Source organism: Nocardia sp. NPDC055029 (assembly GCF_053608525.1).
The window spans coordinates 84283-107776 of sequence record NZ_JBSGVQ010000005.1; the positions used below are offsets into that span (position 1 = coordinate 84283).

The following is a 23494-nucleotide window of genomic DNA, read 5'->3' on the forward strand; positions in this document are numbered from 1 at the left end:
GCGGAGGCGGTGACTTCGAACTAGTGTGCGTGCAGATACACCGGAATACTGGTGTGCCCGTTGGAGATGAAGCTCTGCACCGGCGCCAACTCGTCCGGGCTCGTGGCCAGTCTCATCTCCGGGAACCGGTCGAACAGCGCAGGCAGCGCAACGGCGGCCTCGAGGCGGGCCAGCGATGCGCCGATGCAGTGGTGCGCACCGTGGCCGAAGGCGAGGTGCTGCTCGCGGGTGGCACGGGTGGGGTCGAACGCGGCGGTGCCGGCGCCGTGCACTTTCGGGTCACGGCTGGCACCGGCGTAGGAGGCCAGGATGGCCTCGCCCTTGCCGATCCGATACCCGCCGGCGATATCGATGTCCTCGACCGCGTACCGCAGCGGCAGGTGCGCCACCGGCGCCTGGAAGCGCAGCGTCTCCTCCACCACGTCCGCCCACGACACATCACCCGCGGCGACCGCTGCCCGCTGCTCGGGATGGGTGAGCAGGGCGACGATCGCCTGGTCGAGCAAATTGACCGTTGTCTCGTGACCGGCGTTGATGACCAGCATCAACGTGTCGACGAGCTCCTTCTCGGACAGCGGTGAGTCGTGGTCCTCGTCGCGGGTGGCGATCAGCACGCTGGTGACGTCATCGCCGGGATTCCGGCGACAGAAGTCGACGAGTTCGCTGACCAATCGGTACATTTCGAGGTAGTTGGCCTGTGCCTGTTCGGCGGTGAACGAGCCGTCGAAGAAGCCGTCGACGCACTTGTGCAAGGCAGGCCCCAGCTCTTCGGGCACACCTAGCAGCTCGGTGATGACCCGGATCGGAACCGGGTAGGCGAAGCCGGTGCGCAGATCGACCGGCTCGCCGGCCGGGACGGCGGCCAGCGCGTCGAGCAGGCTCTCGGTGATCTCGGCGATCCGCGGACGCAACGCCATGCTGCGACGATGGCTGAATGCCGGGGAGACCAGTCGGCGCAGCCGACGGTGATCGGCGCCGTAGGCGGTGAACATGTTGTCCACCGCCACCCACGGCAGCAGCGGCCACGCCTCGGTGATCTCGCCGTTGATGAACGACATCCAGTGCTGTCTGGGATCTTTCGACACCCGGGGGTCGGCGAGCAGGCTCCGGAGCACCGCCTGATCGGTCACCGACCAGGCGGGCACGCCGCCGGGCAGCTCGACCAACGCCACCGGACCACGCTGCTGAATGCGCGCCGACTCACCTTGGATGTCGGCGCCGGTCGAATCCAGCACGATCGGTTCCATGACAATCTCCTCCATATCAGGGACCGCGGCCCGTGATCGACAGTGCCGCAGCCGGTTTCGGCCGCGTGGTGGGCAACTTACCCCGCGGCCGGACCACTCAGGGGACAAACAGGGGCGCGGACGGCGGGAAGCTGATCGGTAGCGTCGTCATCGCCCGGTGGAACGGTCCCGGCCGCCAGCCGATCTCTTCCGCCGGCACGGCCAGGGTCAGGTCCGGCAGCGCGTCGAGCAGTTGATCGAGCGCGTCCTGCGCGATCTGATAGGCCACCGATCGAGCCGGGCAGGCGTGCGGACCGGCACCCCAGGCGAGGTGGGATCGGTTGCCGTTGCGGTCGCCCTGGGCGATTGCCGGGTCGTTGTTGCACGCGGACAGGCTGATCACCACCGGCTGATTGGCGGGCAGCCACACATCGTCGATCATGACCGGCTGCCGCGGATAGGTGATACAGAAGTTCGCCATCGGCGGGTCGAGGAACAACACCTCGTCCAGCGCGTCGCGCGTGGACAGGCTGCCCGCGATCACCCCGCCACCGAATCGGGAGTCGGTCAGAATGAGCAGCAGCGCATTGCTGATGAGATTCTGCATCGGCTCGATACCGGCGCCGTAGAAACTGATCAGGTTGTACAGCATCTCTTCGTCGTCCAGACCCGCGGCATGGTGAGCCAGCCGCGAGGTCAGATCGTCGCCCGGTGCGTCGCGGCGCAGGGTGATCAGCTCGATCAGCGCCGCGGACAAGTACTCCATACCCCAGGCCGCGTTGACGGTGTCGAACAGCGCCGCCATCCCGGTGGCAACCCGCCGTCCCAGCTCCGGAGTGCAGCCGACCACCCGGTTGAGCGTCTCGAAGACCAGCGGAAAAGCGTACTGCGTCAACACGTCCGCGGAGCCGGTGCCACAGAACGAATTGATCAGCGGAACAGCGACCTGTTCCACGGTCGCATGCAGGGCATGGTGGTCGATGCTGCCGATCGCGGCGACGTAGGCCTGCCGATAGCGAGCGTGGACAGGTCCGGAGTTGCGCAGCGCGTTCGGATACCACTGCATCATCGGCCGCACCGGGCAGTCCTCCGGGATGCTGTCCTGCCACACCCGCGGATCCGCGGGAAAGTGGTCGGGGTCGTGCAGGATTCGCACCGCGGTCCGATACCCGAGCACCAGGCTGGCCGGGACGCCCGGCGACAACTCGATCGGCGCTATCGCCCCGTGCCTTTCGCGCATGGCGCGGTAGTTGCCGTGCGGATCGGCAGCGAACTCGGGCACATAGACGAGCCCCTGCACCGGGCAACCAGCACCCCGGTCGGAGTACGACGGCGACTGCGGCGCGGGCCGACGGGAGACATGGGCGTCCTCCACAGACAGTGTTCCTTCCCGAATGGACGGTAGATTCTTGTGCCCCAGCGAATTCCGCTGGGGCGCATCTGAACCCAGCTATTGGCATCAACGCATCGCGACGACACTGCCACACCCGCGGGACCACCAGAATCGGCCAGACATACCGGTGAGTAGCGATTCAGACCGCAGCCGAACCAGCAAGTTGCCTGTCCCCCAACGGTGTTGCGGTTCTCTCTCGATCAGCACCAGTACCTACCCATGGAAGCAGGCGCGTACAACCCGAAAGAAGTTGATGAACGCCTCTCTACCCGCTCGTCATCGGGGGCGCTCGAGCAACTGGGCGAGTTCGTTGCGACTGTTGACTCCGGCCCGTTGACACGCTCGCAAGAGGTGGCCCTCCACGGTGCGGACCGACATGACCAGCTCTCGGGCTATTTGCTGATTGGACATGCCGACGGCGACCAGAGCGATGATTTCGCGCTGCCGGGCCGTGAGGGGAGCCGGACCGTGCAACGCGCGGAGGGCGGGCGTGGCCGCACTGGTCACCGAGGCTGATCGTCGAGCAGCGGCTGCAGTGGTCAGGGCTGCACCTCGAAACGCTTGCGCCCGGAACAGTTGCGAGGCCTGCGCGGCAGCATCCGCAGCAGCAATACGATCGCCGAACTCGTCATAGCGACGGGCAGCTTCCTTCAAGCCCTGAGAGTCGCCCCGCTCGAGGGCCTCGGCGTGATCGGCAGCTACCGTCACTCGCGGTCCTTCGACGAGTGCACGGAGTTCGGTGAGCCGTGAGGTCTGGTGTCTGTCGCCGAACTGGACCGCGGTTTGGCGACAGACGACCTCGTGAGCGAGGAATTGTTGCCGCTGTGCCATGTCCGCGGCATCGACAGCGAGTGCGATGGCACGGCTGGTGACACCGGTTGCGGCAGCCACCCACGCCCGTGCCAACAGGTGGTGGTTACGTGGGCGCAAGGCCTCGGCAGCGGGCCCCGGAGGTCGATATTCACTGAGCAGAGACGATGCCGAGGTGGCGTCTCCCTGCATGGAGACGGCGATGATCTGCTGGAGTAGCGCAGCAGTGGGTATCCAGGTGGATTCGGAAGGCAACCTCACCGCGAGTGCTTCCTGTCCTTTGCGGACCGCGGCCGCCAGGTCGCCCCGGGCGGTTGCGACCATCGACTCCAGGAGTGACCAATAGGAATAGGCCAGCGGGAAATCCAGCGGCTCGCGCGTCAGTCGCGCGACGAGCTCGTCGGCCTGGGCGAGATAGCCGGCGGTGCAAAGTCCCATCAGGTGGAAGCAGCCGTTCAGGAAATGCAAGGTTGCAGTCTTATCCGAAGTACGGCACAGCTCGTACGCATGTTCGGCTGCCGTCGTCATCTCGGTGTAGGCACCCAGCATCGCAGTCCCACCGGTGACGGCGACCGCGGCCAGGACCTCGAACCCTTTGTCCATCGGCGCTGTTGTGCCCAGTGCTTTGCGACCTGATTCGAGCGCCGCTACCGGGTCTGTGTGGAACGCCGCGGTGAAAGCAACCGAAGCGTCGTACAGGCAGGTCAATCCCGCAGCGGTTGCGTCGTGCTCGATGGCGGAGAACTGTCCGCTCTCAGGTCGGCCTGCCAAGGTGGCTTCGGCAACCATGCGGGCCAGCGCAAGGGGCACGTGTACACGTGGCGGCAGCGGCCTGCGTTCGAGCGCAGTGGCGACCTCGACCGCTTCCTGGAACTGCTGCGTCTCGATCAGTCCGCTGACGTGGACAAGGTCCGCGCGGAAACCACCACCGGCGGCGACGGCGTGGCGGGCAAGCCGCTCGGCAGTGACCGGGTCGGACAATCGCAACGCGGCGTGGGCGGCCTCGATAAGCACGGCTGGATCGGCAGTGAGGTCGGACTCGCACATCAGCACCGCGCGTCGGACCTTTTCGACTGGCCCACAGTCGTCGTTCCGGATTTGCAGCTCCTGCACAACACTGCCCCGCAGCGCCCGCAGCCGTGCCGGCAAGCTCGCTGCTCGCCGCACTTCACCCAGCAACGGATGGACCAGTCTGACCGATGCCGCGCTGCTGCCGCGGTCGATGGTGATCAACCCGGCCGCGATCGCGGTTTCGACCGCCTGTGGATCACACACCGCGGTCAGCACGTCGACCCCGATCGGGTCGACAACGGACAACACGTCCAGCACGCCCAAAACCATCGGTGGTTGGCGCGCGATACTGGCAGCGACGAGTTCGGCCAAGGGCGGCGAAACGGACGGCCTTCCATCCCACACCCAGACCCCGTGACGGCAAGTGAGTAGGCCGCTCGCGAGCTCGCCTTCGACGAGATACCGAAGGTGGAGAACGTTTCCGCGGGTGAACTGCCACATTCTGGCAGCAGTCGAGGATTCGACCCGACCGCCCAAGGCTTGGGTCAGCAGACCGGTGGTTTCGAGCTGCGAGAGCGGCTGAAGGTCCAGACGTAGCAGCAACTGGTCCTTCCACAGCCCCGACAACGCGTCCGGGGCGAGTTCACCATGGCGAAGCGTCAGCAGCACTGACGCCTTTGCTGATCGAACGATCTGGTACACCACCAAGGCCGATTGCTCGTCGAGCAGGTTGGCATCATCGATGACCAGCAGACCGGGTCCTACCGCTGTCATCGTAGTCAGGGCCTCGACCATTGCCTGGACCCGGCGCAACGGATCGGTGCCGAAGTTTTCGCTGACCTCGGCAAACGCGCCAAGCGGCACCGACTGGGCTGACCGGGTAGCGACAAAGAACCTGCACGGTCGGCCTTCGGAACGCCACCGCGACGCGATCTCGGTGGCCAGTCTGGTCTTCCCGACACCGGCAGAACCCGCCACGACACAGCCGGGTGTGTTCGGAGCGGTGGCTTCCCACAGCTTGGCGATTTCCTCGGCTCGCCCGGTCAGTGACCACCCCGCCACCATCATTTCAGGGTAGTCAGTCCCGGCAGGCTTCGGAAACTGTTCGGGCCCCGGCAAAACCTCACCCACCATCTCGATCACGGATCACAGCCAGCTTCCGCGCGGCCATATCGAGCACCGAGTCCACCGCATTGATGTCGACTCCCAGCACCTCAGCGATGACCTCGTCGGTGATTCCCGCCTCGTATAGCCGCAATGCCTCGGCGTAGGGGAATGGAAGCCTGTCCATGGCCCACCGATGGCGCTCGTCTTCAGTCATGTCCGCGACGACCTTTCCGCCGTGACCAGCCGCAAATGGCAGGCTCCAGTTGTTCCGGAGGCGATACTTCTCGTTGCTGCTGTCCGATCTCCTCTCGACTGTCCCTCAATCGGAAGTCACAGTGTCGAGTAGGCGGCTACTCGTGTTTGGGTGATCCGATCAGACTGGCCGCGCACGGCGGACCAGACATGAACGTTCCCAGCAGTCATCACCGTCAACTTGGCACCGGTCCGGGTGAGTGATCAGGAGTTCATGAAACCGTGGCGCGGGTGAATAGAGCCGTGTGTCGCCCCTCCCGTGGAGTGCAAGGCGTTGCTTGGATATCCGTGCGCGCGCATAAGGCCCTGCGCATCCGCCGAAGCCACCAATTCTCCTGCGCGCGTGAATATCTGAATCCGAGAATACATGCGGCCCGCGCCCGCGAAAGGACTCTCGCAGCGCAACAGCAGCCAGTCGTGCACGGTGAACGGCCGATGGAAGGTGACGGTCTGGGTGAGCATGGCCGACTTCCCCCGACGACCGCGCCGCACGATCTCGGACTGCGGGTAGGGGCGCAGGGCGACCGGGCCCAGAAAGCCTTCACTGCCATGGGCTAATAGCGCCCGCGAGACCACAGGCAGATCGGGAGCCTTGTCGCAGCGCATCCACACATCCAGCGATGGTGGGCCCGCGAGGTCGAGCGCCAGCGCGTCCGCCCCACCGGGCGTCCGGACCTCCCACGGCAACAGGGCACACGGCAGGTCGGCACAGTCCTCCGGACCCGGCACCTCGGGCGGCAGTGCGGCATGGTGTGCGAGGAAGTCCGGTTCGTCGACACTAAGCATCGCCAACACCCGCGCGTGCTCGCGCCCGTCCTGCCGGAACGACACCTGCACGGTGGCCAGCGACCGCCCCGACTGGACGACCTCGACGTCCACGTCGACCTCCCGATCGGCGTCCCCACCGCGGGGGAACACACCGTGCAGCGACTGCACCGCCATGTGCGGCACCGTGCGCTCGGCCGCCACCACTGCCTGCGCCAGCGTCTGACTGCCCAACGTAGTCGGCAGCGTCGAAGCCACGTTCCTCGCCCGAAATCGTCCGGGCGCGACCTCGGCGAGATCAAGCACTTCCAGAAGGTCGGCCAGGTCGACGACCGGCCAATTATCAGTTCCACCAGCCATCGCGGAATGCTCGCACACACCTCGACTTCCAGGGAAGCCAAGATGAGCGGTGAATGGGACACTTTCCCCGGCGGCGATCTGTGGCGCGGTGGTCAGGGTCATGGTGCCCATCAGGTATCCCCTTCCGTTCGACGCTGGTCGAGCGCGATCTCGATGTGAGCGACGTCGACAGCCGTCGCACCGCTGTCGCGAGCGAAGCGCTCGGCAACCCCGAGGAGGCGCTGCAGCGCGGGCGTGAAGATCGCGTCGACTCCGATCGCGTCGAACGCTGTCGGGCCCGGCGCGGTCAGTACTGCGACCGCGGCCAGCGCGCCCGCTATGTCGGAGTACAGGTCGTGGCCGGGGTGCGGCCCGACAGCGAATGCGGATCCGACGTGTCCGGTCTCGTCGACGGGGTGCCAGCTGTTGAGCCAGCCGGCGACCCGGGGCCGGTCGGCCCGGACGACCTCGCGCATCGCGTCGACGACTGCCAACCGTGCCGCCGGGACGGTGCCCGGCTCGTGCTCAGTACCCGACACGACGATCCAGCTTCATCAGGCCGGCGCCGACCAGGACATTGATCGCGGCCATCTTCCGCGGGCAGATGGTGCGGTCACAGCCGCGATGATCCCGGACTGTCGTGCGTGCCTGGTCGATTGAGAACCGCACTACCGGTGCCGAGTGCACGATCACGGTGTCGCGGCCGGTCTGCTCGTCGTCCTGGGCGATCGCGGCACAGGCTGCCTCGCGAGCGAGCCTCGCCTGTATCGCATCGACCGTTGCCCGTTGCCCGGTAGTTCGTCTCCACACAGTAACTTCCCCTCGTCGGTGATTGCTCCCGCCGCCGGGGATTTCTCGACCCTGCGGCGGGGCTGGCATCAGCGTCTCTCTGATCGCCGGGACGACGGAACCTCCCGCGTTTCCCATTTCAGGACGTCCCAACGGGTGTACAACGTCCCTATGTCGAACGAGCGGTTGCGCGCCGCGATAGCCGCGCGAGGATGGACACACGCGAGACTGGCTGAGGCGACCAACGTGGACCCGAAATCCGTTGAACGCTGGGTAAACCTCGGTCGAGTCCCCCGGCGGCGCACCGCAATCCAAGCTGCTGAGTGCTTGGGTGAGGACGTCCACGCCCTGTGGCCCGCCTTACAGCAGGCACGCACAGCTCGTGCCGTCAGTCCCGAACTCGTTGCCCTCTACGACCGGAGAGCAGATGTCTCGGCGTCGATGTTCGTCAATCTGCTGACGCCGGCGCGCGACCACATCGACATCCTGGTCTACGCCGCGGTCTTTCTCCATGAGGCATACCCACGGCTCAACGACCTGCTGACCGAACGTGCCGAGGCGGGCTGCGCGATACGGATAGCCGTGGGTGACGCCGACAGTGCCAACGTCCAGCAACGGGGCAGGGAAGAGAAATTCGGGCACGGTATCGAATCTCGCTGCCGTCTGGCCCTGATGCACTACCGCGCGCTGGTAGCAAGCCCGGGCATCGAGGTGCGGACCCACGAAACGACGCTCTACAACAGCATCTTCCGCGCCGACGACGAAATGTATGTCAATGCCCACGTGTGGGGCGTGAACGCCTACGGTGCGCCCGTCTGGCACCTGCGCCGTACCCTCGACGGTGGCCTGTTCGACACCTACACAGACAGTTTCGACGCGGTCTGGCAAACTGGCCGACCGGTGAAAGGCTGAGCCGATGGCGCGCACCGAGTTCTACGACGACCCCGCCGCACCAGAGCCGAACAGTCTTGTCGTCGCGGCGTCCGCCGTCGTGTGCGACGACAACGGCCGCATCCTGCTTCAGCGGCGCGCCGACAGCGGCCTGTGGGCACTACCCGGGGGCGGCATGGAGATGACCGACAGCCTCCCAGGCTGCGCGGTGCGCGAGGTCAAAGAAGAAACTGGCCTCGACATCGAGATCACCGGGCTCGTCGGTACTTACACCGATCCACGCCACGTGATCGCCTACAGCGATGGCGAGGTCCGACGCCAGTTCAACGTATGCTTCCTAGCCCGTGTCACCGGCGGCGACCTCGCCATCTCCGACGAGTCCACCGAACTACGGTTCGTGCCCCCTGCCGAACTGGACAGCCTCGACATGCACCACACGCAGCGACTCAGGCTGACTCACTACATGGAGGGGCGACGCACGCCATATCTGGGCTGAAGATTCACGTGCGGGTGTGGTCCCCGCCTGTCTTGAAGGCCGAGCCGGGGCGCTGCGGTCCAGCCGGGTTCGCCGACATGTTTCGGTCAGCGCTGTGTGATCCAGTTCAGACGTCGGTGGCGACGTCGCGCAGGTGCTCCGCACCGACGCCGAACGGGCAGAGGCGCTCGCGGCGGCCAAGGGAGCGCTCCGGCCCGGCGGCGAGGCAGTCACCTCGGTCTCGACCCTGCGGTTCGACGAGATCCTGGACGCGCCGGACCGGCCGGCCTCGAATGGGGTCTTCGTGGCCGGCCGGTCCTGACGCGGGGTCAGGAAATGCCGCGGAAGAAGGTGCGGATGTCGTCCGCGAGCAGCTCCGTCACCTCCATTGCCGGGAAGTGGCCGCCCTCGGTGAACTCGCTCCAGTGGCCGATCGCCTTCCACGGGTCCAGCGCGCGGCGCATGAGCGGGTGGGTGTCGAACACGGCCCATCCGGACGGCACGCTGGAGGCCATGTCCCAGTCGAATCCGGAGTGCTCGCCCTCGTAGTAGAACTGCGCGCTGGATGCGCCGCTGCGAGTGAACCAGTACAGGCTGATGTTGGTGAGGAGCTGGTCGCGGTCGACCGACTCGTCCGGCGTCCGGTAGGCGCCGCCCGCCCTGGTCTTGAACTTCTCGGCGATCCACGCGAGCTGACCGACCGGCGAATCGGTGAGCGCCGCGCCGATCGTGTCGGGACGGTGGTTCTGCATCTCGAGATACCCGCGCTCGGCCGCGTCCTCGGTGCGCACTGCCTCGATCTGGGCGAGCTCGTCATCGGACAGACCGTCGGGGTAAGGGAACTTGTCGCCGACCAACCCGAGCCACTTGGGGTCGGCGCCGGTGTGCGTGCCGATGACGCGCTCCGGGTAGCGCGCCGCGAGGAGGCCGGTGATGCCCGAGCCGATGTCGGAGCCGTGGGCGGCGAACCTCTCGTAGCCCAGCCGCGTCATGATCTCGGCGTAGGCCTCCGTCGTCCGTGCCAGCTCCCAGCCGGACCCGGACAGCGGGGTGGAGAACCCGAAGCCGGGCAGCGACGGGATGACCACGTGGAACTCGTCGGTCAGTAGCGGGATGAGTCGCTGGTACTCGACGAACGAGCCCGGCCAGCCGTGGTTGAGGATCAGCGGGGTGGCCTCCGGGTTCGCCGATCGCGCGTGGACGATGTGGAACGTCTGGCCGTCGACGACCGTCGTGAGCTGTTCGTACTCGTTGAGTTTCGCCTCCTGCGCACGCCAGTCGAACCCGTCGCGCCAGTACTCGGCGAGCTCCTTCAGGTATGCGAGCGGGATGCCCCGGCTGAAGTCGGTGCGATCGTCTCGGCCCGGCACTGGCATCGGCCAGCGCGTGTGTGTCAGCCGGTGGCGAAGGTCGTCGACGTCGGCCTGCGGGATGTCGATGCGGAAGGGTGTGAGTGCGTTGTTGTTGTTCATGACACCCACATTCCCGGGTAATGCGGCAGGATATCTTCCGCAATTGCTGAAATGATCGAGAACATGTTGGAGACCTCGGCCCGCCTGCTCGAGCTGCTGTCGTTGCTCCAGCTCAAGCGGGACTGGACGAGCTCCGAGCTCGCCGGCCGGCTCGATGTGAGCACGCGGACGGTGCGCGCCGATATCGGCAAGCTGCGGTCGCTCGGCTATCCCGTGGACGCGCGGCCCGGCGTCGCTGGCGGGTACCGACTGGTCGCGGGGACGGCGATGCCGCCACTGCTGCTCGACGACGACGAAGCCGTCGCCGTCGCGGTCGGACTGGGTGCGGTCGCGACCCAAAGGCTCGGAGTCGAGGAGACATCGCTGACCGCGCTCGCGAAGCTGGAGCAAGTGCTGCCCTCGCGCCTGCGTCGGCGCGTCGAGGCGGTACGCGAGGCGACGAGCGTCGTTCCAGGGGCGGAGCCGCCGCTTGACCTCTCGGTTCTCGGCGCGGTCGCTGCCGCGATCCGCGGCCACGAACGGCTCCGGTTCGGATACACGAAGCCCGGGGGCAGTGCAGGAGCCCGCCACACCGAACCGCAACGGCTGGTTAGCTGGGGGCCGCTCTGGTACCTGCTCGCGTGGGATCTCGACCGTGACGCCTGGCGGGTCTTTCGTGTCGACCGCATGGTTGCGCAAGCACCGACGGGTGCGCGGTTCCAGCCGCGTGTGATCCCTGCGGACGATGTCGTCGAGTATGTCGTCGGACGCGTCAGCAAGGCAGCCTGGACCTACCGCGCGCGGGTACTCGTGCATGCTCCCGCCGCCGAGGTCGCCGCGAAGATCCGGATCCCGGTCGATATCGAGGTGGTCGACGAGTCCACGTGCCATGTCGAGCTGGGTTCCAACGACCCAGACCGGCTCGCGCTGTGGCTGACACAGCTCGACGTCGACATCGAGGTGATCGACGGCGACGAGCTCGCGGTGGCGTTCGATCGCCTTGCGACGAGGTTCCGCCGCGCGGCGGGTGGCGCATCCACGACGTGAATCTCGGCCGTCGATCAATCGCGGATGTCGTCGAGGACAACGCCGGGTGGCTCCACGCAATCCAGCAGGTGGCCGGGCGATAGGCCAAATGAGGCAACCTGAGCGCACGCGCCGATATGGCATCATCAAATAGAACGAGTTCTAGAAATGTTCGAGGAGGCCTTCGTGGGAGCTGCGCGACCAGTGCGGACGGGGCCTTTCGTCGTGCCCGCCGTCGACGAGATTCCCGGTGGACGGATGCTCGAGCTTCCGGGGCGTGGCCAGACCTACGTCGTGGACATCCCGGGACCAGTCGGCGCACCCGTCCTGATACTGCTGCACGGCACCGCCTGCACGGCGGCCCTGAACTGGTTTCCGGCGCTGGAGACCCTCAGCGCGGGGTATCGCGTGGTGCTGTTCGATCAGCGCTGGCACGGGCGCGGGATCCAATCGGCGCGGTTCCGGCTCGACGACTGTGCCGACGATGTGGTGGCGGTCGCCGACGCGCTCGGCCTGGATCGCTTTGTCTGCGTTGGCTATTCCCTCGGCGGCATCGTCTCTTTGCTCACCGCCCACCGGCATCCGGACCGGGTCGCCGGGCTGGTGCTGTGCGCGACTCCGTATCGCTTCCAGGAGAAGCGGCGTGAGCGGGCGTTCCATCGCGGTTTCGCCACCGTCGCCGAGGCGATGGGCGACTATCCGTATCAGCGGGCCAGGCGGCTGACGCGCGGCCTGCCGGAACTGCCGCCCGCCCTGGTGCCGGGTCAGCTACGGCGGTGGGCGGTAGGCGAATTCCGCAGTACGAGCGGATGGGCGCTGGCGCCCGTGCTGGCCGAGATCGGGACGTTCGACGCTTCCGCGTGGCTGCCGGAGCTGCGGGTGCCGACCGCGGTGGTCATCACGACCAAGGACCGGGCGATCCCGGTGTACCGGCAGATCGAACTCGCGGCCGCGGTTCCCGGGTCGAGCGTTCATCCGGTCGCGGCGGGTCATGCGGCGTGTGCTGTCGCGCCGGACCGGTTCGTGCCGGCGCTGGCCGACGCGTGCCGGGCGGTGGCCGCGCGGCTGTAGTCGACGACCCTGTTCGACGCCGATGGCGAACAGGGCGGACTTTCGAAAGTGGGCGATCAGCCCCGAGCGCGTGCCGCGGTCAGCAGTTCGTCGATCACGGCGGGCACCGCATCGGCCAGCGCGTCGACATCGGGAACCAGGTCACGGCAAGCGATGAACCCGAAATCCAGGTCACCGCAGTTCGACAGCACGGTGACGGTGAGCCCGGCGCCGTGGAAGACCGGACCGAACGGGTACATGCCGTCCACCCGGACACCGAGGAAGTACAGCGGCATCGGCGGACCGGGCACATTCGAGACCACCAGGTTGTGCACCACCGGGTGCCGTTCGGCCAGCTTCAGCGACGAATAGACGCGGGAGGCGAGACGAAAGGTGTTGGGCGGGGCATACTTCGACCAATCCTGGAGGAAGTCGGCGCCGATCAGATCATGTTCGGCCTTGGCGTCGCGGTTGGCGACGGCCAGCGCCTCCAGCCGCTCGACCGGATCGGCGATATCGGTACCGAGGCGGCAGAACAGGGTCGAGACCTTGTTGATTCCCTCGGTGTGGCGGGTGGATTCGTGCACAGAAACCGGCACCGAGGCGACCAGGGAGCGATCGGGCAGCTCGCCCCGATCCGCCAGGTAGCGGCGCAGCACGCCGCCGACCACGGTCAGCACGACATCGTTCACCTTCACCCCGAACGCGGCCTTGATCTCCTTGATCACGCCCAGGTCCGTCTTGGTGAACGAGACCGACCGTGTCCCGGTGACGGCCTGATTGAACGGTGTGCGCGGCGCGGAGAACGGAAGCGCCATCCCCGCTTCATTGTTCCGCCGCCGTTGCGCGAAACCGGCGACCATGCCGAGGGTTTTGGGAACCATGCCGAGCATCCCGGCCCTGGCGGGAAACCGGACCGCGGCGCGCGCGATGAGCTCGAGATCGCCGGGCACCGGTTCCGGTTGCCACGGTTCGGGTTCCGGGCGGCCGAGCCCCGGCTCCAGATCGCACAGGTGCATCATCATGTTCGTGCCGGTGATGCCGTCGACGGCCGAATGGTGGTACTTGCAGACAACCGCCACCTTGCCGTCGTCGAGCCCCTCCACCACCGACATCTCCCACAGCGGCCGGCTCTGATCCATCGGCCGGCTCGCGATGTCACCGATCAGCGCGGCCAGACCGGCTTGACCGCCCGGCTCCGGCAGGTCGACGCGCCGGATGTGGTTGTCGATGTCGAAGTCGGTGTCGTCGACCCAGAGCGGATGGTCGAGGTTGAACGGCACCGGGTGAACCCGGCGGCGCATATGCGGGATGAGAGGCAATCGCCTGCGCAGTTCGTCGCGGAGATTCGCGAACGAGTACGGCCCGTCGGCCGGGTCGAGAATCAGCAGTGCACAGACGTGTAGATGCTGGGTATCGGTCTCCAGATAGAGGAAACTGGCATCCAATCCAGTGAGTCGTTCCATAGCCGAACCCTACTAGAACGCGTTCTAATTTTGCCGGATTGCCGGGCCGAAGTAGACGACTCTCACACTGCCGGCGGCGATCAGCTGATCACCGTCCACCACCGCTACAGCGGCAGTCCTTGCTCGAGCAGATCGACCGCCTCGAGCACCGAGGCGAATGCCTGGTCGTCGCGGGGATCCACAGTGCTGTTGGCGATGTGGAACATGACCCCACCCGCCGCCGCGATGAACACCCGGAGCCGAAGACTGTCCGGTGCGACGCCGAGATAGCCGGCGAAGAACTCGTTGGCTTCGGAGATCGCCCGGTCGGATTCGATCTGATACGCCATTCGCAAGGCCGGTTCGGCGTGGATCAGTTTCATCCGCTCGGGGCTGGATGCCCACGGATTCTCGAGGGCGAGCCGATAGAGCTCGTGGATTATCGCGCGGAGCAGATCGAAATGATCGAGGCCCTGGGGCAGGGCGGCGATCGCGGCTTCCCGTTCCTCGGCGAGGTCGTCGTTGATGACGACCTGCTCCTTCGAGGTGAAGTAGCGGAAGAACGTGGTGTGGGAAACGTCGGCCTCTTTCGCGATCTGCTCGACAGTGGTGGCTGTATAGCCTTGCTGCTCGAACAGGCGCATCGCGGCCTCGCGGATCGCGGTGCGGGTGCGCATCTTCTGCTTCTCGCGCAGCCCGACCCGACGCCCCGGGCTCTCGCCCGGGGCAATCGCGTTCGTCATCTCGGCTCCTTCATCGGCTGTGCCGGGTCAACTCCTCGCTTCGACGAGTTCGGCAGCGACGGGAGCGCCGGTGTCCGCGGGAACGCCACGGTCGCGGACGGCTCCACCTTCGATGTCGAAGTTCGGCACGAGCTTATCGAGCCACTTCGGCAGACCCCAGGCGCGGTCGCCGAGGATCGCGATGACGGCAGGCACCACCATCATGCGAATGATGAAGGCATCGAAGAACACCGCGATCGCCAGCGCGAAGCCCAGCATCTTCATCATGGTGTCGGGAGCGAGCATGAACGCAGCGAAGACGCTGACCATGATGATCGCGGCCGAGGTCACCACCCGCGCCCCGTGCCGGTAACCCGAAATGATGGCGTCCTTTGCCGTCATGCCGTGGATGTACTCCTCCCGCATGCGGGTCATCAGGAACACCTGATAGTCCATCGCGAGCCCGAAAACCACGCCGATGAGGAAGATCGGCAGGAACGACACGATCGGCTGGGTCTGTTCGATGAGGCCGAAAGCGCCCTCCTGGAAGATCGCGACCGTGGCACCGAAGGTGGCCAGCACCGAGAAGATGAAGCCGAGGGTGCCGACCAGGGGAACCCAGATCGATCGGAACACCCCGATCATGATCAGGAACGCCAGCCCGACGACGACGATCAGGTACGGCAGCAACGCTCGATCGAGTTTGGCCGACAGGTCCGACATGATCGCGGTCTGGCCGCCGACATGCAGTTGCGCGCCGGCAGTCTCGGCGACAGGGGCGTAGTCGCGAATCCGCTCCATGAGATCGTGGGTCGCCTGGTCCGCGGGCGCGCTGGTCGGGATCACCATGATCAACGCGGTGTCCGAGACCTGCGACGGCTGCGCGGCCTTGTTGCCGGTCCACATCAGGGTGTCGGCGTTGGCGACATCGGGGAGGGTCTTGATGTGGGCCACGCTCGCCTCGGCCGCCGCGCTCACGTCGCCGTCGTCACTGTGCACCATGACCAGCAAGGGGCCGTTGATGCCCTGCCCGAATCCGCGCTGCAGCAACGTCATCGCGCGCGTTTCGTCCGGAGTGCTCGTCGTCAACGCCAGCTCGAGCTTGCTCATCGGCAGCGCCACCAGCGTGAGGATCGCAAGGCCCGCGATGATGAACGGCACCGGTCGGCGCACCACCATCCGCCCGAACTTCACCCCGTTGGTCTCGGCGGTCCCGGATTGCTCCGCGTGCTTGATCCACGGCACCCGCGGGAGGAACGCGAAGCGCCCCACCGCACCGAGAATCGCCGGAATCAGCGTCAACGCGGCGAACACCGCGATCGCCACCGCGACCGCGGCGCCGATCCCCATCTGCGAGATCAACGGGATACCGATCACCGTCAACGCGACCACCGCGATGATCACTGTCAGCCCGGCGAAGACCACCGCTGAACCGGCGGTACCGACCGCACGCCCAGCAGCCTCGGCGCGTTCGCCGCCACGCGACAGCTCACTGCGGTACCTGGACACGATGAACAACGCGTAGTCGATGGATACCGCGATGCCCAGCATCGTCACAATGCCGGTCGCGCTCTCGTTGACACTGATGAACTCCGCGCTCAACGTGACGAGCAGGATCGTGATCAGCACCCCGACCACGGCGGTCACCAGCGGGATGAACGCGGCGATCAGCGCTCCGAAAGCCACGATCATGACGACGAAGGCGAGCGCGAAGCCGATCATCTCGGCCTTGCCGGGTGGCTCCATCACCTGCATCAGCGAACCGGTGGCCTCCACCTGGAGGCCGTTGCCGTTGTGCTGGGCGAGAATGTCCTGAAGGTGGTGTTTCTGGTCCACCTTCAGGTCCATGATCTCGGTGTTCTGGCGAACCTGGATCAGTCCGACCTTGCCGTCGTCGCCCACGACCGACGCTGCCATCACGGGATCGGCCTGTGCCACCAGCACCGGATCGACCACGGTCGCCGGATCGGTCAGATCCGGCAGTGTTCGCAGATCCGCCACCAGCGCGTCGATCTGCGCCGTGTGGTTGGCGATGCCGTCCTCAGCCGCGATCAGGACGCTCGTCGAGGCACGCATCTGCTGCTGCATGACCTCCGGGAAATACTTCTCCACCTGAGTCGTCGCCGTACCCGAATCGGTTCCCGGCAGGTCGAAATCCTTGGCGAACTTCGGATTCAGCGCACCGACCAACCCGGCCACCGCGATCGCGGCGATCACCCAAGCGGCGATCACCCGCCACTTGTGCCGGAACGAGAACCGGCCGAGCCGGTACAGCCATGACGCCATCGCAAATCCTCCGATTCTCGGTCGTCGCGTCGACGACCCCGAGCGAGATAAGTGTTATCCACTAACAACTGTTAGTCACTAACACAATAGCGGCCCCGTGCGGAGGGCAAGCTATGACGACAGTCACCTGCCCGCCCCGCATGCTGTCCGGAGAAACACTGCTGGGCGCCTGTCCGCGCCTGCGGATCCTGGCGACCAGCCGCGAAGCGCTCGATGTCAGCGAGCTCGAGGTCGACCACCCCGGACTACCCGGCACCGACCCCTTCGGAGCTGATCGTTTTCGAGGCCGCCCGTGACTTCACAGCCGGACCGCAACCGACAACAATGGGGCGATGTCTGTGGATGAGGGCACTAGGCAGCCGCCGGCACTGCGGGTGCTGCTGTCGCAGCGCCGCTCTGCTGTCGCTCAGCAGATACAACAGAGCGTGCGAACTGCGAGCGAGGCCGCAGGCTTACCTGAGCAGTATGTCAAGGCCGAGTACGCGCCAACGATCAGCACATGCGCGCGGGTGCTTCTCGACGCCATGAGCGCGGAGCGATCGCTCGGTCGCACCGACATCGCGCGGGCGATAGCACCACTGGCCGAGCGTCACGCCGAGCACCGGCTCCCCCTGCCGGCTCTGCTGGAACTGGTGCACGCAACGGCGCGGGCAGCGGTGTCAGGGGCAACCGCCCTGGCCACCACGCCCGAGCAGAGGTCCGAGCTCGCCGACATCGAGCAGCGGCTGCTCGAGGTGACCGGGCATATCGTCATCATCGCGGCCGAGTCCTATTCTGTGGTCGAGCGGGAGACGTTCGGGCGCGACCAGGGTGCGCGCCGGGAGTTGCTGGCCGCGTTGCTGTCCGGTTCCCCGGCACAAGGCCATGCGGCGAAGGCCGGGATCTCGCTGGCAGGCTCCTACACCGTGCTCGCGATCGACCTGGACGCCACTGCTGCCCCCGATGTCCCCGAACTCGTTGCCCGGCGCCGCGAACAGGTCATCGCCCGCTGTCTCGACGACCTCTCCACCTCGACCGTCCTGTTCCAGTTCGACGGCGGCACAGGGATCGCGTTGCTCGCCGACACCGCGATCGCCCCGGATCGGTTTGATCAGCTCGCCGAGAGGCTGCGCTCGACACTGGATGCCAGACCCTATCTCGGACTCCTGCCTGGCGTGGCTCTCGAGGAGATCCCTTCCGCCGTCGCCGATGCCCGCGAACTCGCCTTGTTCGCCCGGCTCAGGGGCCGCCCGCCTGCTTGCTACCGTCTCGACGATCTCCTGCTCGAGCTTCAGATCACCCGGCCCGGCCGGGCCAAACAACGCCTGATCGAGCTGCTGGAGCCAGTGGCCGGACACCCGCACCTGATCGCCGCCCTCCAGGCGCACCTGCAGCACGGCGCCGACCGGCAAGCAGCCGCACGGGAATTGTTCGTGCATCCGAACACCTTCACCTACCGGCTCAACCGGATCACCGAACTCACCGGTCTGGACCCGACGCAGCCCCGCGAAGGCCGAACCCTGGCAGCGGCACTGACCATCCGCATCCTCGAAGGCCCCACGGCCGGTCAGAATCTTGCCAGGCCGAACGACGATGTCACCGCCGCGGACACCATCGAAGACGGCTCGTGACACATCAGTCCCCCGCATGCGCGACAAGCGAACAAGGAGACTGCCGCACACAGTGCAGCCACTTCCACTCGATCAGTGAATCATGCTGCGGCACAATCGATCAGGGAGATGCCCAGCTCCCCTCGTCAGCCGCGACCACCCGACTGCGCCACTCGACCAAGCGGTTCGACGCCACTTTCCCTATGCCTCTTCGGTGCCGCGATAATTCCAAGAATACGGCGGCAAGTTGAACAATTAAATTTCACAGTGCACGGGATGAGTCCTCGCGAAGTATCTTCTGTCTGCTCGCAGTGCCGCGAGCAGATCGGAGTCATTTTCATGCACAACACATCGATCGCGCGTCGTGCCGCGACGGCCGCAATCACCCTGGCCGCGACCGCGACCGCTGCAATTGGCATCGCCACGCCACAGGCCGCTGCGGACGCAGAGCGGGATCCGATTCTTTTCGTCCACGGCTGGCAGGGTTCGGCGTCGAATTGGGATTACATGCGAGGCCGGTTCCTGGCGGCAGGATACTCCATCGAAGAGCTGGCACGATTCAGCTACGACACCTCCCAATCGAACGAGAACATCGCGCTGGAGGTGAAAGCGCAAGTCGATGCACTGCGCGCGAAAACAGGTGCCGCCAAAGTCGACATCATCACCCACTCGATGGGTGGCCTCAATAGCCGCTGGTACCTGAAGAAGCTCGACGGCCTGAGTTTCGTCGACGACTGGGTCTCCATCGGCGGCCCCAATCACGGCACCGAAGTTGCCGACGGATGCTATGACGACTCGTGCGTGGAGATGCGGCCCGGCTCGGCATTCCTGGCCGAACTCAACGCCGGCGACGAAACCCCGGGACAGGTGAACTACGGCACCTGGTGGTCACCGTGCGACGAAATCATCAACCCCGATACGAGCACCATTCTCAGCGGTGCCACCAACACCCAGACGCTGTGCATCGGCCATATCTCGCTGCTGTCGTCGGCGACGGTTTTCGAGGGCGTCCGCAACTTCGTGAAGTAGCGGTCGGGTCAGAGCCCGGCCCCATCTCGCATCAGTGCGGCGGGGCCGGGCTCTCGCGACCCGGCTTCGACGAAGTCGACAGTCCCCCAGGCGATTCCGCCGAACTCACCGACGCACTTCGCCTGCTCGACGGGCTGTCGAGGCGCAACGTGACCTGTCCAGGCTACTTCGCTGTGGCGCCGGCCAGCCAGCTGATTCCGGGCCAGGACTTGGGCAATCTGATCAAGCCACCCAGTGCCAGCAACACCAGATCCTCATAACCCTCACGCATCTCCGCGAGGTGATCCCAAGCCCGGTGACGCTGGACGGCATCCTCCATATGATGCAGAGCCCAATGCGCGCACGCCGAGGCTTCCGCGACCCGCGCGATCACCCCACCCACCGAATCGGTTCCCCGAGGCGTCCCGGCCCGCGGCCGGGGCAACTGCGCGGCGATCCACGCATCGATCTCGTGGACAACCCCCGCGACTTGCCGGCGAATCGTCTCGGCCGACGGATCACCGAGCCACGCTCGATACAACGAACCCAGCGTTCCCGCCCACTGCGCCAGCGGGCAATCACTGTCGGCGGATCCACTGACCGCACGCAGCAGATCCTGCGGTGACAGAAACGGACCGTACTGGGGAGGTATCCGTAAACCGGGATTGTGCACCATCGTCGGAGTCACCACGCGAGTTCGTTCGGCGACAACCCGGCCATGCTCACTTTTCGAGCCGCGAGATTCAGAATTGTGTCAACATGCACGATGATCTCCTGAACAGGCACCTCAGAAATCCGAGCACGCGCCTGTGAAGAATAGCTAACTTCTAGATTTGGAACGGACGCCACTGTCCTGCCGTACGACCCTGCGAGATCAAAAGAGGCTGGGTCTTTTGCTCTATTCTGCGGCTGCAGCAAGTCCTTCAGATCCTCCATTGGTCGTCGAGAGAACCAATGACCTGCGGCTCCGGTGCGGAAACACCCTCCCAGAGCTCGCGTGCAGTTGGTCCGGCGATGCCGCCTGCGGCGGAGCCGATGTCATCCCAGGAAGCATCGGTGCTGCGAGCGAATCGGACCGCTTCGGTCAGGCGAAGCTGAGCTTCGAGCAGAAACTCGTGCGCGAGGCGAACCGGCATGACTGTCCAGACGCGATGAACGTGGCCGTCCCAGTCCGCCAGCACCGCCTGCCGTGACGCGGGCGACAGCTCCCCGTCCGCGCTGAACAGGACGCGTTCGGGCAAGTTGTGATCGAGCGGTCGAGCCGCGCGCTGCCACAGCTTCCCGCGCCATTGTCCGCAACTGCATTCGACCTGCCACCCGAAGATCTGATCGGTCGGGGTGCGGAGCCGGCCGTCGGCGCAGAGCGGACTTCGAGCATGCGCCTCCATCTCCGGCAGCGAGATCACGGTGCGGATGTACCACTCGTGCCGCCCCATCGGATCGACCACTCCACAACCTCCGACCATTAGAATTGTTCGAGGAAAAGCATGGTGGCCGGTGGAGCGAGGCCAGCCGTGGTGACTGTTCGAGTTCGCGATCACCCACTCGGTGCGACGAACTCACGCTGAGACTTCTCGAGGAGTCGATCCTGCGGTACCGACCGGTCCTGTTGCAACCAACGATGGGGCAGTCTGGCGTGCGGTCCAATCGATGTCGGTCGAGTTTGTCATCGGTGATAGACCGGCGGGCTTGCGCTCGATCAGAGCGTCCGCGCTTCGCGGCCGGCTGAGGTCGGCCGGACCGGCCTCGGCCGCACTCCAGCCGGTGAAGCTCGGCGACATTCGAGTAGCGCGCGGACTGGTAGGTCGACCCGCTATGCCATGACCGTGCGTGTCGGGAGGATGCGCGCCGAGAAGGACGAGCGAGCCTATCGACCGCGGCCGGCGGCGTGTCTGGTGAGGAACTCCAGTTCTATGCGGAGCACATCGGGGTGGTCGAGGCCGCCGGCGTAGACGTCGTAGTGCCCGCCTCGGCTGCGGTAGAGCTCGCCGCGGGGTGCTCGCGCGGCGGTCTGAGTGGCGGGTCCGGTGGGGGCCATGGTGTCGGTCTCGGCGACGACCATCAGCAGCGGGCATCGGATCCGGCTGGCACTGCGGACGGGGCGGTGGACAGCGATGTCGAGCAGTGATCGTGCGGTGATGCGGTTCGGCCACGGCTCGCCGTCAGCCGGGGCGAGTCGGTGCAGTCCGCTGAGTGCGTCGTCTGTGGCGATCACGCCGATGCTGTCGGGTGCGACGCTGAGGGGCAGATATTTCGGCGGCTTGCCGACGACGCCACCGAGCAGGTCGGCCACTGCGGTGGCGATCAGGCGCAGCGCGCGCGGTGGGTGCACCTTTCCCGTCCCGGCCAGGCCGTCGACGAGGGGGCATTGTGCGATGGCTCCGGCCAGTGCCGGATCGGTGGCGGCGATATCGAGGATGTGCATTCCGGCGAAGGATGTTCCCCAGATGAACAGGCGATCGTTGTCGAGCGAGTCGTGGCGACGCGCCCAGGCCAGGGCGGTGCGGTAGTCCTCTCGCTGGCGGCGGATCGAGAGGAGTTCGCGCGGAGTGCCGCCGGACCGCCCCCAGTGCCGGTAGTCGAAGACGAGGGCGGCAAAGCCGTTGTCGGCGAAGAACTCCGCGAACGGGGCCAGGCCGGCGGCTTTGACTCCGCCGATGCCGTGGGCCATCACCACCGTCGGATGCGGCGCCGGTGACGACGGGAGGTACAGCCAGCAGTCCAATTCGGTGTCCGCGCCTGCCGGAATACGTACATGCTCGCGGGTGGTGTCAGTCATCGCGGATCCTTCGCGGTCGTGTCGAGAGTGATGGTGGCGCCCGCGGATCGGGCGAGGTCGGCGCCGAACAATGCGGCGGGGGTGAACGCGCCGGGGCGGGCATCACCGTCGGCCAGCCTTCCCGCGACTGTGGCGGCAACACGGCTGGTGAACTGGTAGCCCTCGCCGGTGTGCAACCACGCCCTGCGTTCTTCCCCGTCCTGCCATTCCGCGGACGCGTAGGCCCACGACCCTTCACCCGGCGTGCTCGGTGGTGTCAGCTGCCAGCGGTCGACAATCCGGATTACGTTGCGCCGCACCGCATCTACTCGCAGCACCGCACCCACGATCGGCAGTGCGGCTCTAGCTACCCGGCCGGTGGGCACCTCGCTGGAGGTCGCGATCACCTCGTCGGCACCGGAGGCCCGGCGCGCGGCCTCCAGCTCACCGGTGGGTACGGCCCCGGTGGCACGCGTCGTACCGTCCGGCAGCGGAATGTGGTGCGGGTGAGCACCCAGCCGGGTCCGCACGAGGCGACCGTTTTGGTAGGTCAGCCCGCCGGTCGCCGCCGCGTCCACCACACTGGCCAGCACGGCCGATCCCAAGCCGTCCACGACAGGCATCGCTGCCACTCGCACGCGGATCGGGGCGGGACGCCCCGTGCACAGCTCGTAGACCAGTGCCTCGCTCGCCAGAGTGCCGAACCCCGCACCCGTCACCAGCGTCGACCCGGCGGCGCGGGCCACCGAATCCAGCTCCAGCAACGACCGCACCGGCTGGAATTCGTTCGCCAGGTCCACATAGTGACTGCCCGCGGCTACGCACGCCCGCGCGGTCGGGATGGTCGTCGCACCGAAGGGGCCGACCGTGTTGACGACGACATCCGGTCCGCCCGTGGCGATCCGGCCGACCGGGTCATCGGTGATCAGCGTTCGCGGAGGTGCCCCGCCCAGCGCCTCGAGCGCCGCCGCAGCCTCGGCCAATCGCTGAGCATTGCGGCCGACCAGCACGATCCGATGCCCGCAGCCGCGCAACTCGGCACCGATGTTTCCCCCGGCGCGACCGGTCGCGCCGATGATCCAGATTTCACCCATGGACATA

Annotated in this window: 23 protein-coding genes; 8 read left to right on the top strand and 15 right to left on the bottom strand. The window is 66.4% G+C overall.

Annotation, left to right across the window (positions count from 1 at the left end; genetic code table 11):
- Window positions 1-20: 20 nt before the first annotated feature.
- The 7 genes from ACWF9G_RS06670 to ACWF9G_RS06700 form a co-directional block, all read right to left on the bottom strand.
- Complete coding sequence (locus ACWF9G_RS06670; RefSeq protein ID WP_452514153.1) at window positions 21-1247, bottom strand: cytochrome P450 family protein; 1227 nt, start codon at window positions 1245-1247, stop codon at window positions 21-23.
- A gap of 97 nt (window positions 1248-1344) precedes the next feature.
- A complete protein-coding gene (locus ACWF9G_RS06675) occupies window positions 1345-2526 on the bottom strand; it encodes a cytochrome P450 (RefSeq protein WP_452514393.1) in 1182 nt (393 codons plus the stop codon).
- A gap of 369 nt (window positions 2527-2895) precedes the next feature.
- The gene (locus tag ACWF9G_RS06680) at window positions 2896-5574 is read right to left on the bottom strand and encodes a LuxR C-terminal-related transcriptional regulator (RefSeq protein WP_452514395.1); all 2679 of its coding nucleotides are present in this window, start codon (window positions 5572-5574) and stop codon (window positions 2896-2898) included.
- Complete coding sequence (locus ACWF9G_RS06685; RefSeq protein WP_379303088.1) at window positions 5564-5761, bottom strand: hypothetical protein; 198 nt, start codon at window positions 5759-5761, stop codon at window positions 5564-5566. The genes ACWF9G_RS06680 and ACWF9G_RS06685 overlap by 11 nt, the downstream gene beginning before the upstream one ends.
- A 242-nt stretch (window positions 5762-6003) precedes the next feature.
- Window positions 6004-6924 carry an acyl-CoA thioesterase gene (locus ACWF9G_RS06690; protein WP_452514155.1) on the bottom strand — a complete coding sequence of 307 codons (921 nt, stop codon included), beginning with the start codon at window positions 6922-6924 and terminating at the stop codon, window positions 6004-6006.
- Window positions 6925-7034: 110 nt separating this feature from the next.
- Window positions 7035-7442: a hypothetical protein gene (locus ACWF9G_RS06695; RefSeq protein ID WP_452514157.1), complete on the bottom strand. Its 408-nt coding sequence runs from the start codon at window positions 7440-7442 to the stop codon at window positions 7035-7037.
- Window positions 7429-7713 carry a hypothetical protein gene (locus tag ACWF9G_RS06700; RefSeq protein WP_452514159.1) on the bottom strand — a complete coding sequence of 95 codons (285 nt, stop codon included), beginning with the start codon at window positions 7711-7713 and terminating at the stop codon, window positions 7429-7431. The genes ACWF9G_RS06695 and ACWF9G_RS06700 overlap by 14 nt, the downstream gene beginning before the upstream one ends.
- A 150-nt stretch (window positions 7714-7863) precedes the next feature.
- Between ACWF9G_RS06700 and ACWF9G_RS06705 the strand changes: the two genes are divergently transcribed.
- From ACWF9G_RS06705 to ACWF9G_RS06715, 3 genes are all read left to right on the top strand, one after another.
- Window positions 7864-8604 (top strand): XRE family transcriptional regulator, encoded by a 741-nt coding sequence (locus ACWF9G_RS06705; protein ID WP_452514161.1) that lies wholly within the window; start codon window positions 7864-7866, stop codon window positions 8602-8604.
- A 4-nt stretch (window positions 8605-8608) separates the two neighbouring features.
- Window positions 8609-9079, top strand: a complete 471-nt coding sequence (locus tag ACWF9G_RS06710) for an NUDIX hydrolase (RefSeq protein ID WP_379303096.1) — start codon at window positions 8609-8611, stop codon at window positions 9077-9079.
- 133 nt (window positions 9080-9212) lie between these two features.
- The gene (locus tag ACWF9G_RS06715) at window positions 9213-9380 is read left to right on the top strand and encodes a hypothetical protein (protein WP_452514163.1); all 168 of its coding nucleotides are present in this window, start codon (window positions 9213-9215) and stop codon (window positions 9378-9380) included.
- A 7-nt stretch (window positions 9381-9387) separates the two neighbouring features.
- On the opposite strand, the gene ACWF9G_RS06720 is transcribed toward ACWF9G_RS06715, so the two are convergent.
- Window positions 9388-10530, bottom strand: a complete 1143-nt coding sequence (locus ACWF9G_RS06720; protein ID WP_452514164.1) for an epoxide hydrolase family protein — start codon at window positions 10528-10530, stop codon at window positions 9388-9390.
- Between the two features lie 63 nt (window positions 10531-10593).
- On the opposite strand from ACWF9G_RS06720, the gene ACWF9G_RS06725 reads away from it, so the two are divergent.
- Both ACWF9G_RS06725 and ACWF9G_RS06730 read left to right on the top strand, forming a co-directional pair.
- Window positions 10594-11556, top strand: a complete 963-nt coding sequence (locus ACWF9G_RS06725; protein ID WP_452514396.1) for a helix-turn-helix transcriptional regulator — start codon at window positions 10594-10596, stop codon at window positions 11554-11556.
- Between the two features lie 165 nt (window positions 11557-11721).
- On the top strand, window positions 11722-12606 hold the full coding sequence (locus ACWF9G_RS06730; RefSeq protein WP_452514166.1) for an alpha/beta fold hydrolase: 885 nt from the start codon (window positions 11722-11724) through the stop codon (window positions 12604-12606).
- Window positions 12607-12662: 56 nt separating this feature from the next.
- On the opposite strand, the gene ACWF9G_RS06735 is transcribed toward ACWF9G_RS06730, so the two are convergent.
- From ACWF9G_RS06735 to ACWF9G_RS06745, 3 genes are all read right to left on the bottom strand, one after another.
- Window positions 12663-14051 (bottom strand): WS/DGAT/MGAT family O-acyltransferase, encoded by a 1389-nt coding sequence (locus ACWF9G_RS06735; protein WP_452514168.1) that lies wholly within the window; start codon window positions 14049-14051, stop codon window positions 12663-12665.
- Window positions 14052-14155: 104 nt separating this feature from the next.
- Window positions 14156-14773 (bottom strand): TetR/AcrR family transcriptional regulator, encoded by a 618-nt coding sequence (locus ACWF9G_RS06740; protein WP_379303106.1) that lies wholly within the window; start codon window positions 14771-14773, stop codon window positions 14156-14158.
- Window positions 14774-14800: 27 nt separating this feature from the next.
- The gene (locus ACWF9G_RS06745) at window positions 14801-17038 is read right to left on the bottom strand and encodes an MMPL family transporter (RefSeq protein WP_452514171.1); all 2238 of its coding nucleotides are present in this window, start codon (window positions 17036-17038) and stop codon (window positions 14801-14803) included.
- Window positions 17039-17151: 113 nt separating this feature from the next.
- Between ACWF9G_RS06745 and ACWF9G_RS06750 the strand changes: the two genes are divergently transcribed.
- From ACWF9G_RS06750 to ACWF9G_RS06760, 3 genes are all read left to right on the top strand, one after another.
- Window positions 17152-17334 (top strand): hypothetical protein, encoded by a 183-nt coding sequence (locus tag ACWF9G_RS06750; protein WP_452514173.1) that lies wholly within the window; start codon window positions 17152-17154, stop codon window positions 17332-17334.
- Window positions 17335-17463: 129 nt separating this feature from the next.
- Window positions 17464-18648, top strand: coding sequence for a PucR family transcriptional regulator (locus tag ACWF9G_RS06755; protein ID WP_452514175.1), 1185 nt, complete (start codon window positions 17464-17466; stop codon window positions 18646-18648).
- Window positions 18649-18903: 255 nt separating this feature from the next.
- Window positions 18904-19656: an esterase/lipase family protein gene (locus ACWF9G_RS06760; RefSeq protein ID WP_452514176.1), complete on the top strand. Its 753-nt coding sequence runs from the start codon at window positions 18904-18906 to the stop codon at window positions 19654-19656.
- Between the two features lie 163 nt (window positions 19657-19819).
- Here the strand turns inward: ACWF9G_RS06760 and ACWF9G_RS06765 are convergent, their stop codons facing one another.
- From ACWF9G_RS06765 to ACWF9G_RS06780, 4 genes are all read right to left on the bottom strand, one after another.
- Window positions 19820-20326, bottom strand: a complete 507-nt coding sequence (locus tag ACWF9G_RS06765) for a hypothetical protein (RefSeq protein ID WP_452514178.1) — start codon at window positions 20324-20326, stop codon at window positions 19820-19822.
- A 232-nt stretch (window positions 20327-20558) separates the two neighbouring features.
- The gene (locus tag ACWF9G_RS06770) at window positions 20559-21083 is read right to left on the bottom strand and encodes a hypothetical protein (RefSeq protein WP_452514180.1); all 525 of its coding nucleotides are present in this window, start codon (window positions 21081-21083) and stop codon (window positions 20559-20561) included.
- A gap of 419 nt (window positions 21084-21502) precedes the next feature.
- Window positions 21503-22414 (bottom strand): alpha/beta hydrolase, encoded by a 912-nt coding sequence (locus ACWF9G_RS06775; protein ID WP_452514182.1) that lies wholly within the window; start codon window positions 22412-22414, stop codon window positions 21503-21505.
- Complete coding sequence (locus tag ACWF9G_RS06780; RefSeq protein WP_452514184.1) at window positions 22411-23487, bottom strand: saccharopine dehydrogenase NADP-binding domain-containing protein; 1077 nt, start codon at window positions 23485-23487, stop codon at window positions 22411-22413. The genes ACWF9G_RS06775 and ACWF9G_RS06780 overlap by 4 nt, the downstream gene beginning before the upstream one ends.
- Window positions 23488-23494: the final 7 nt, after the last annotated feature.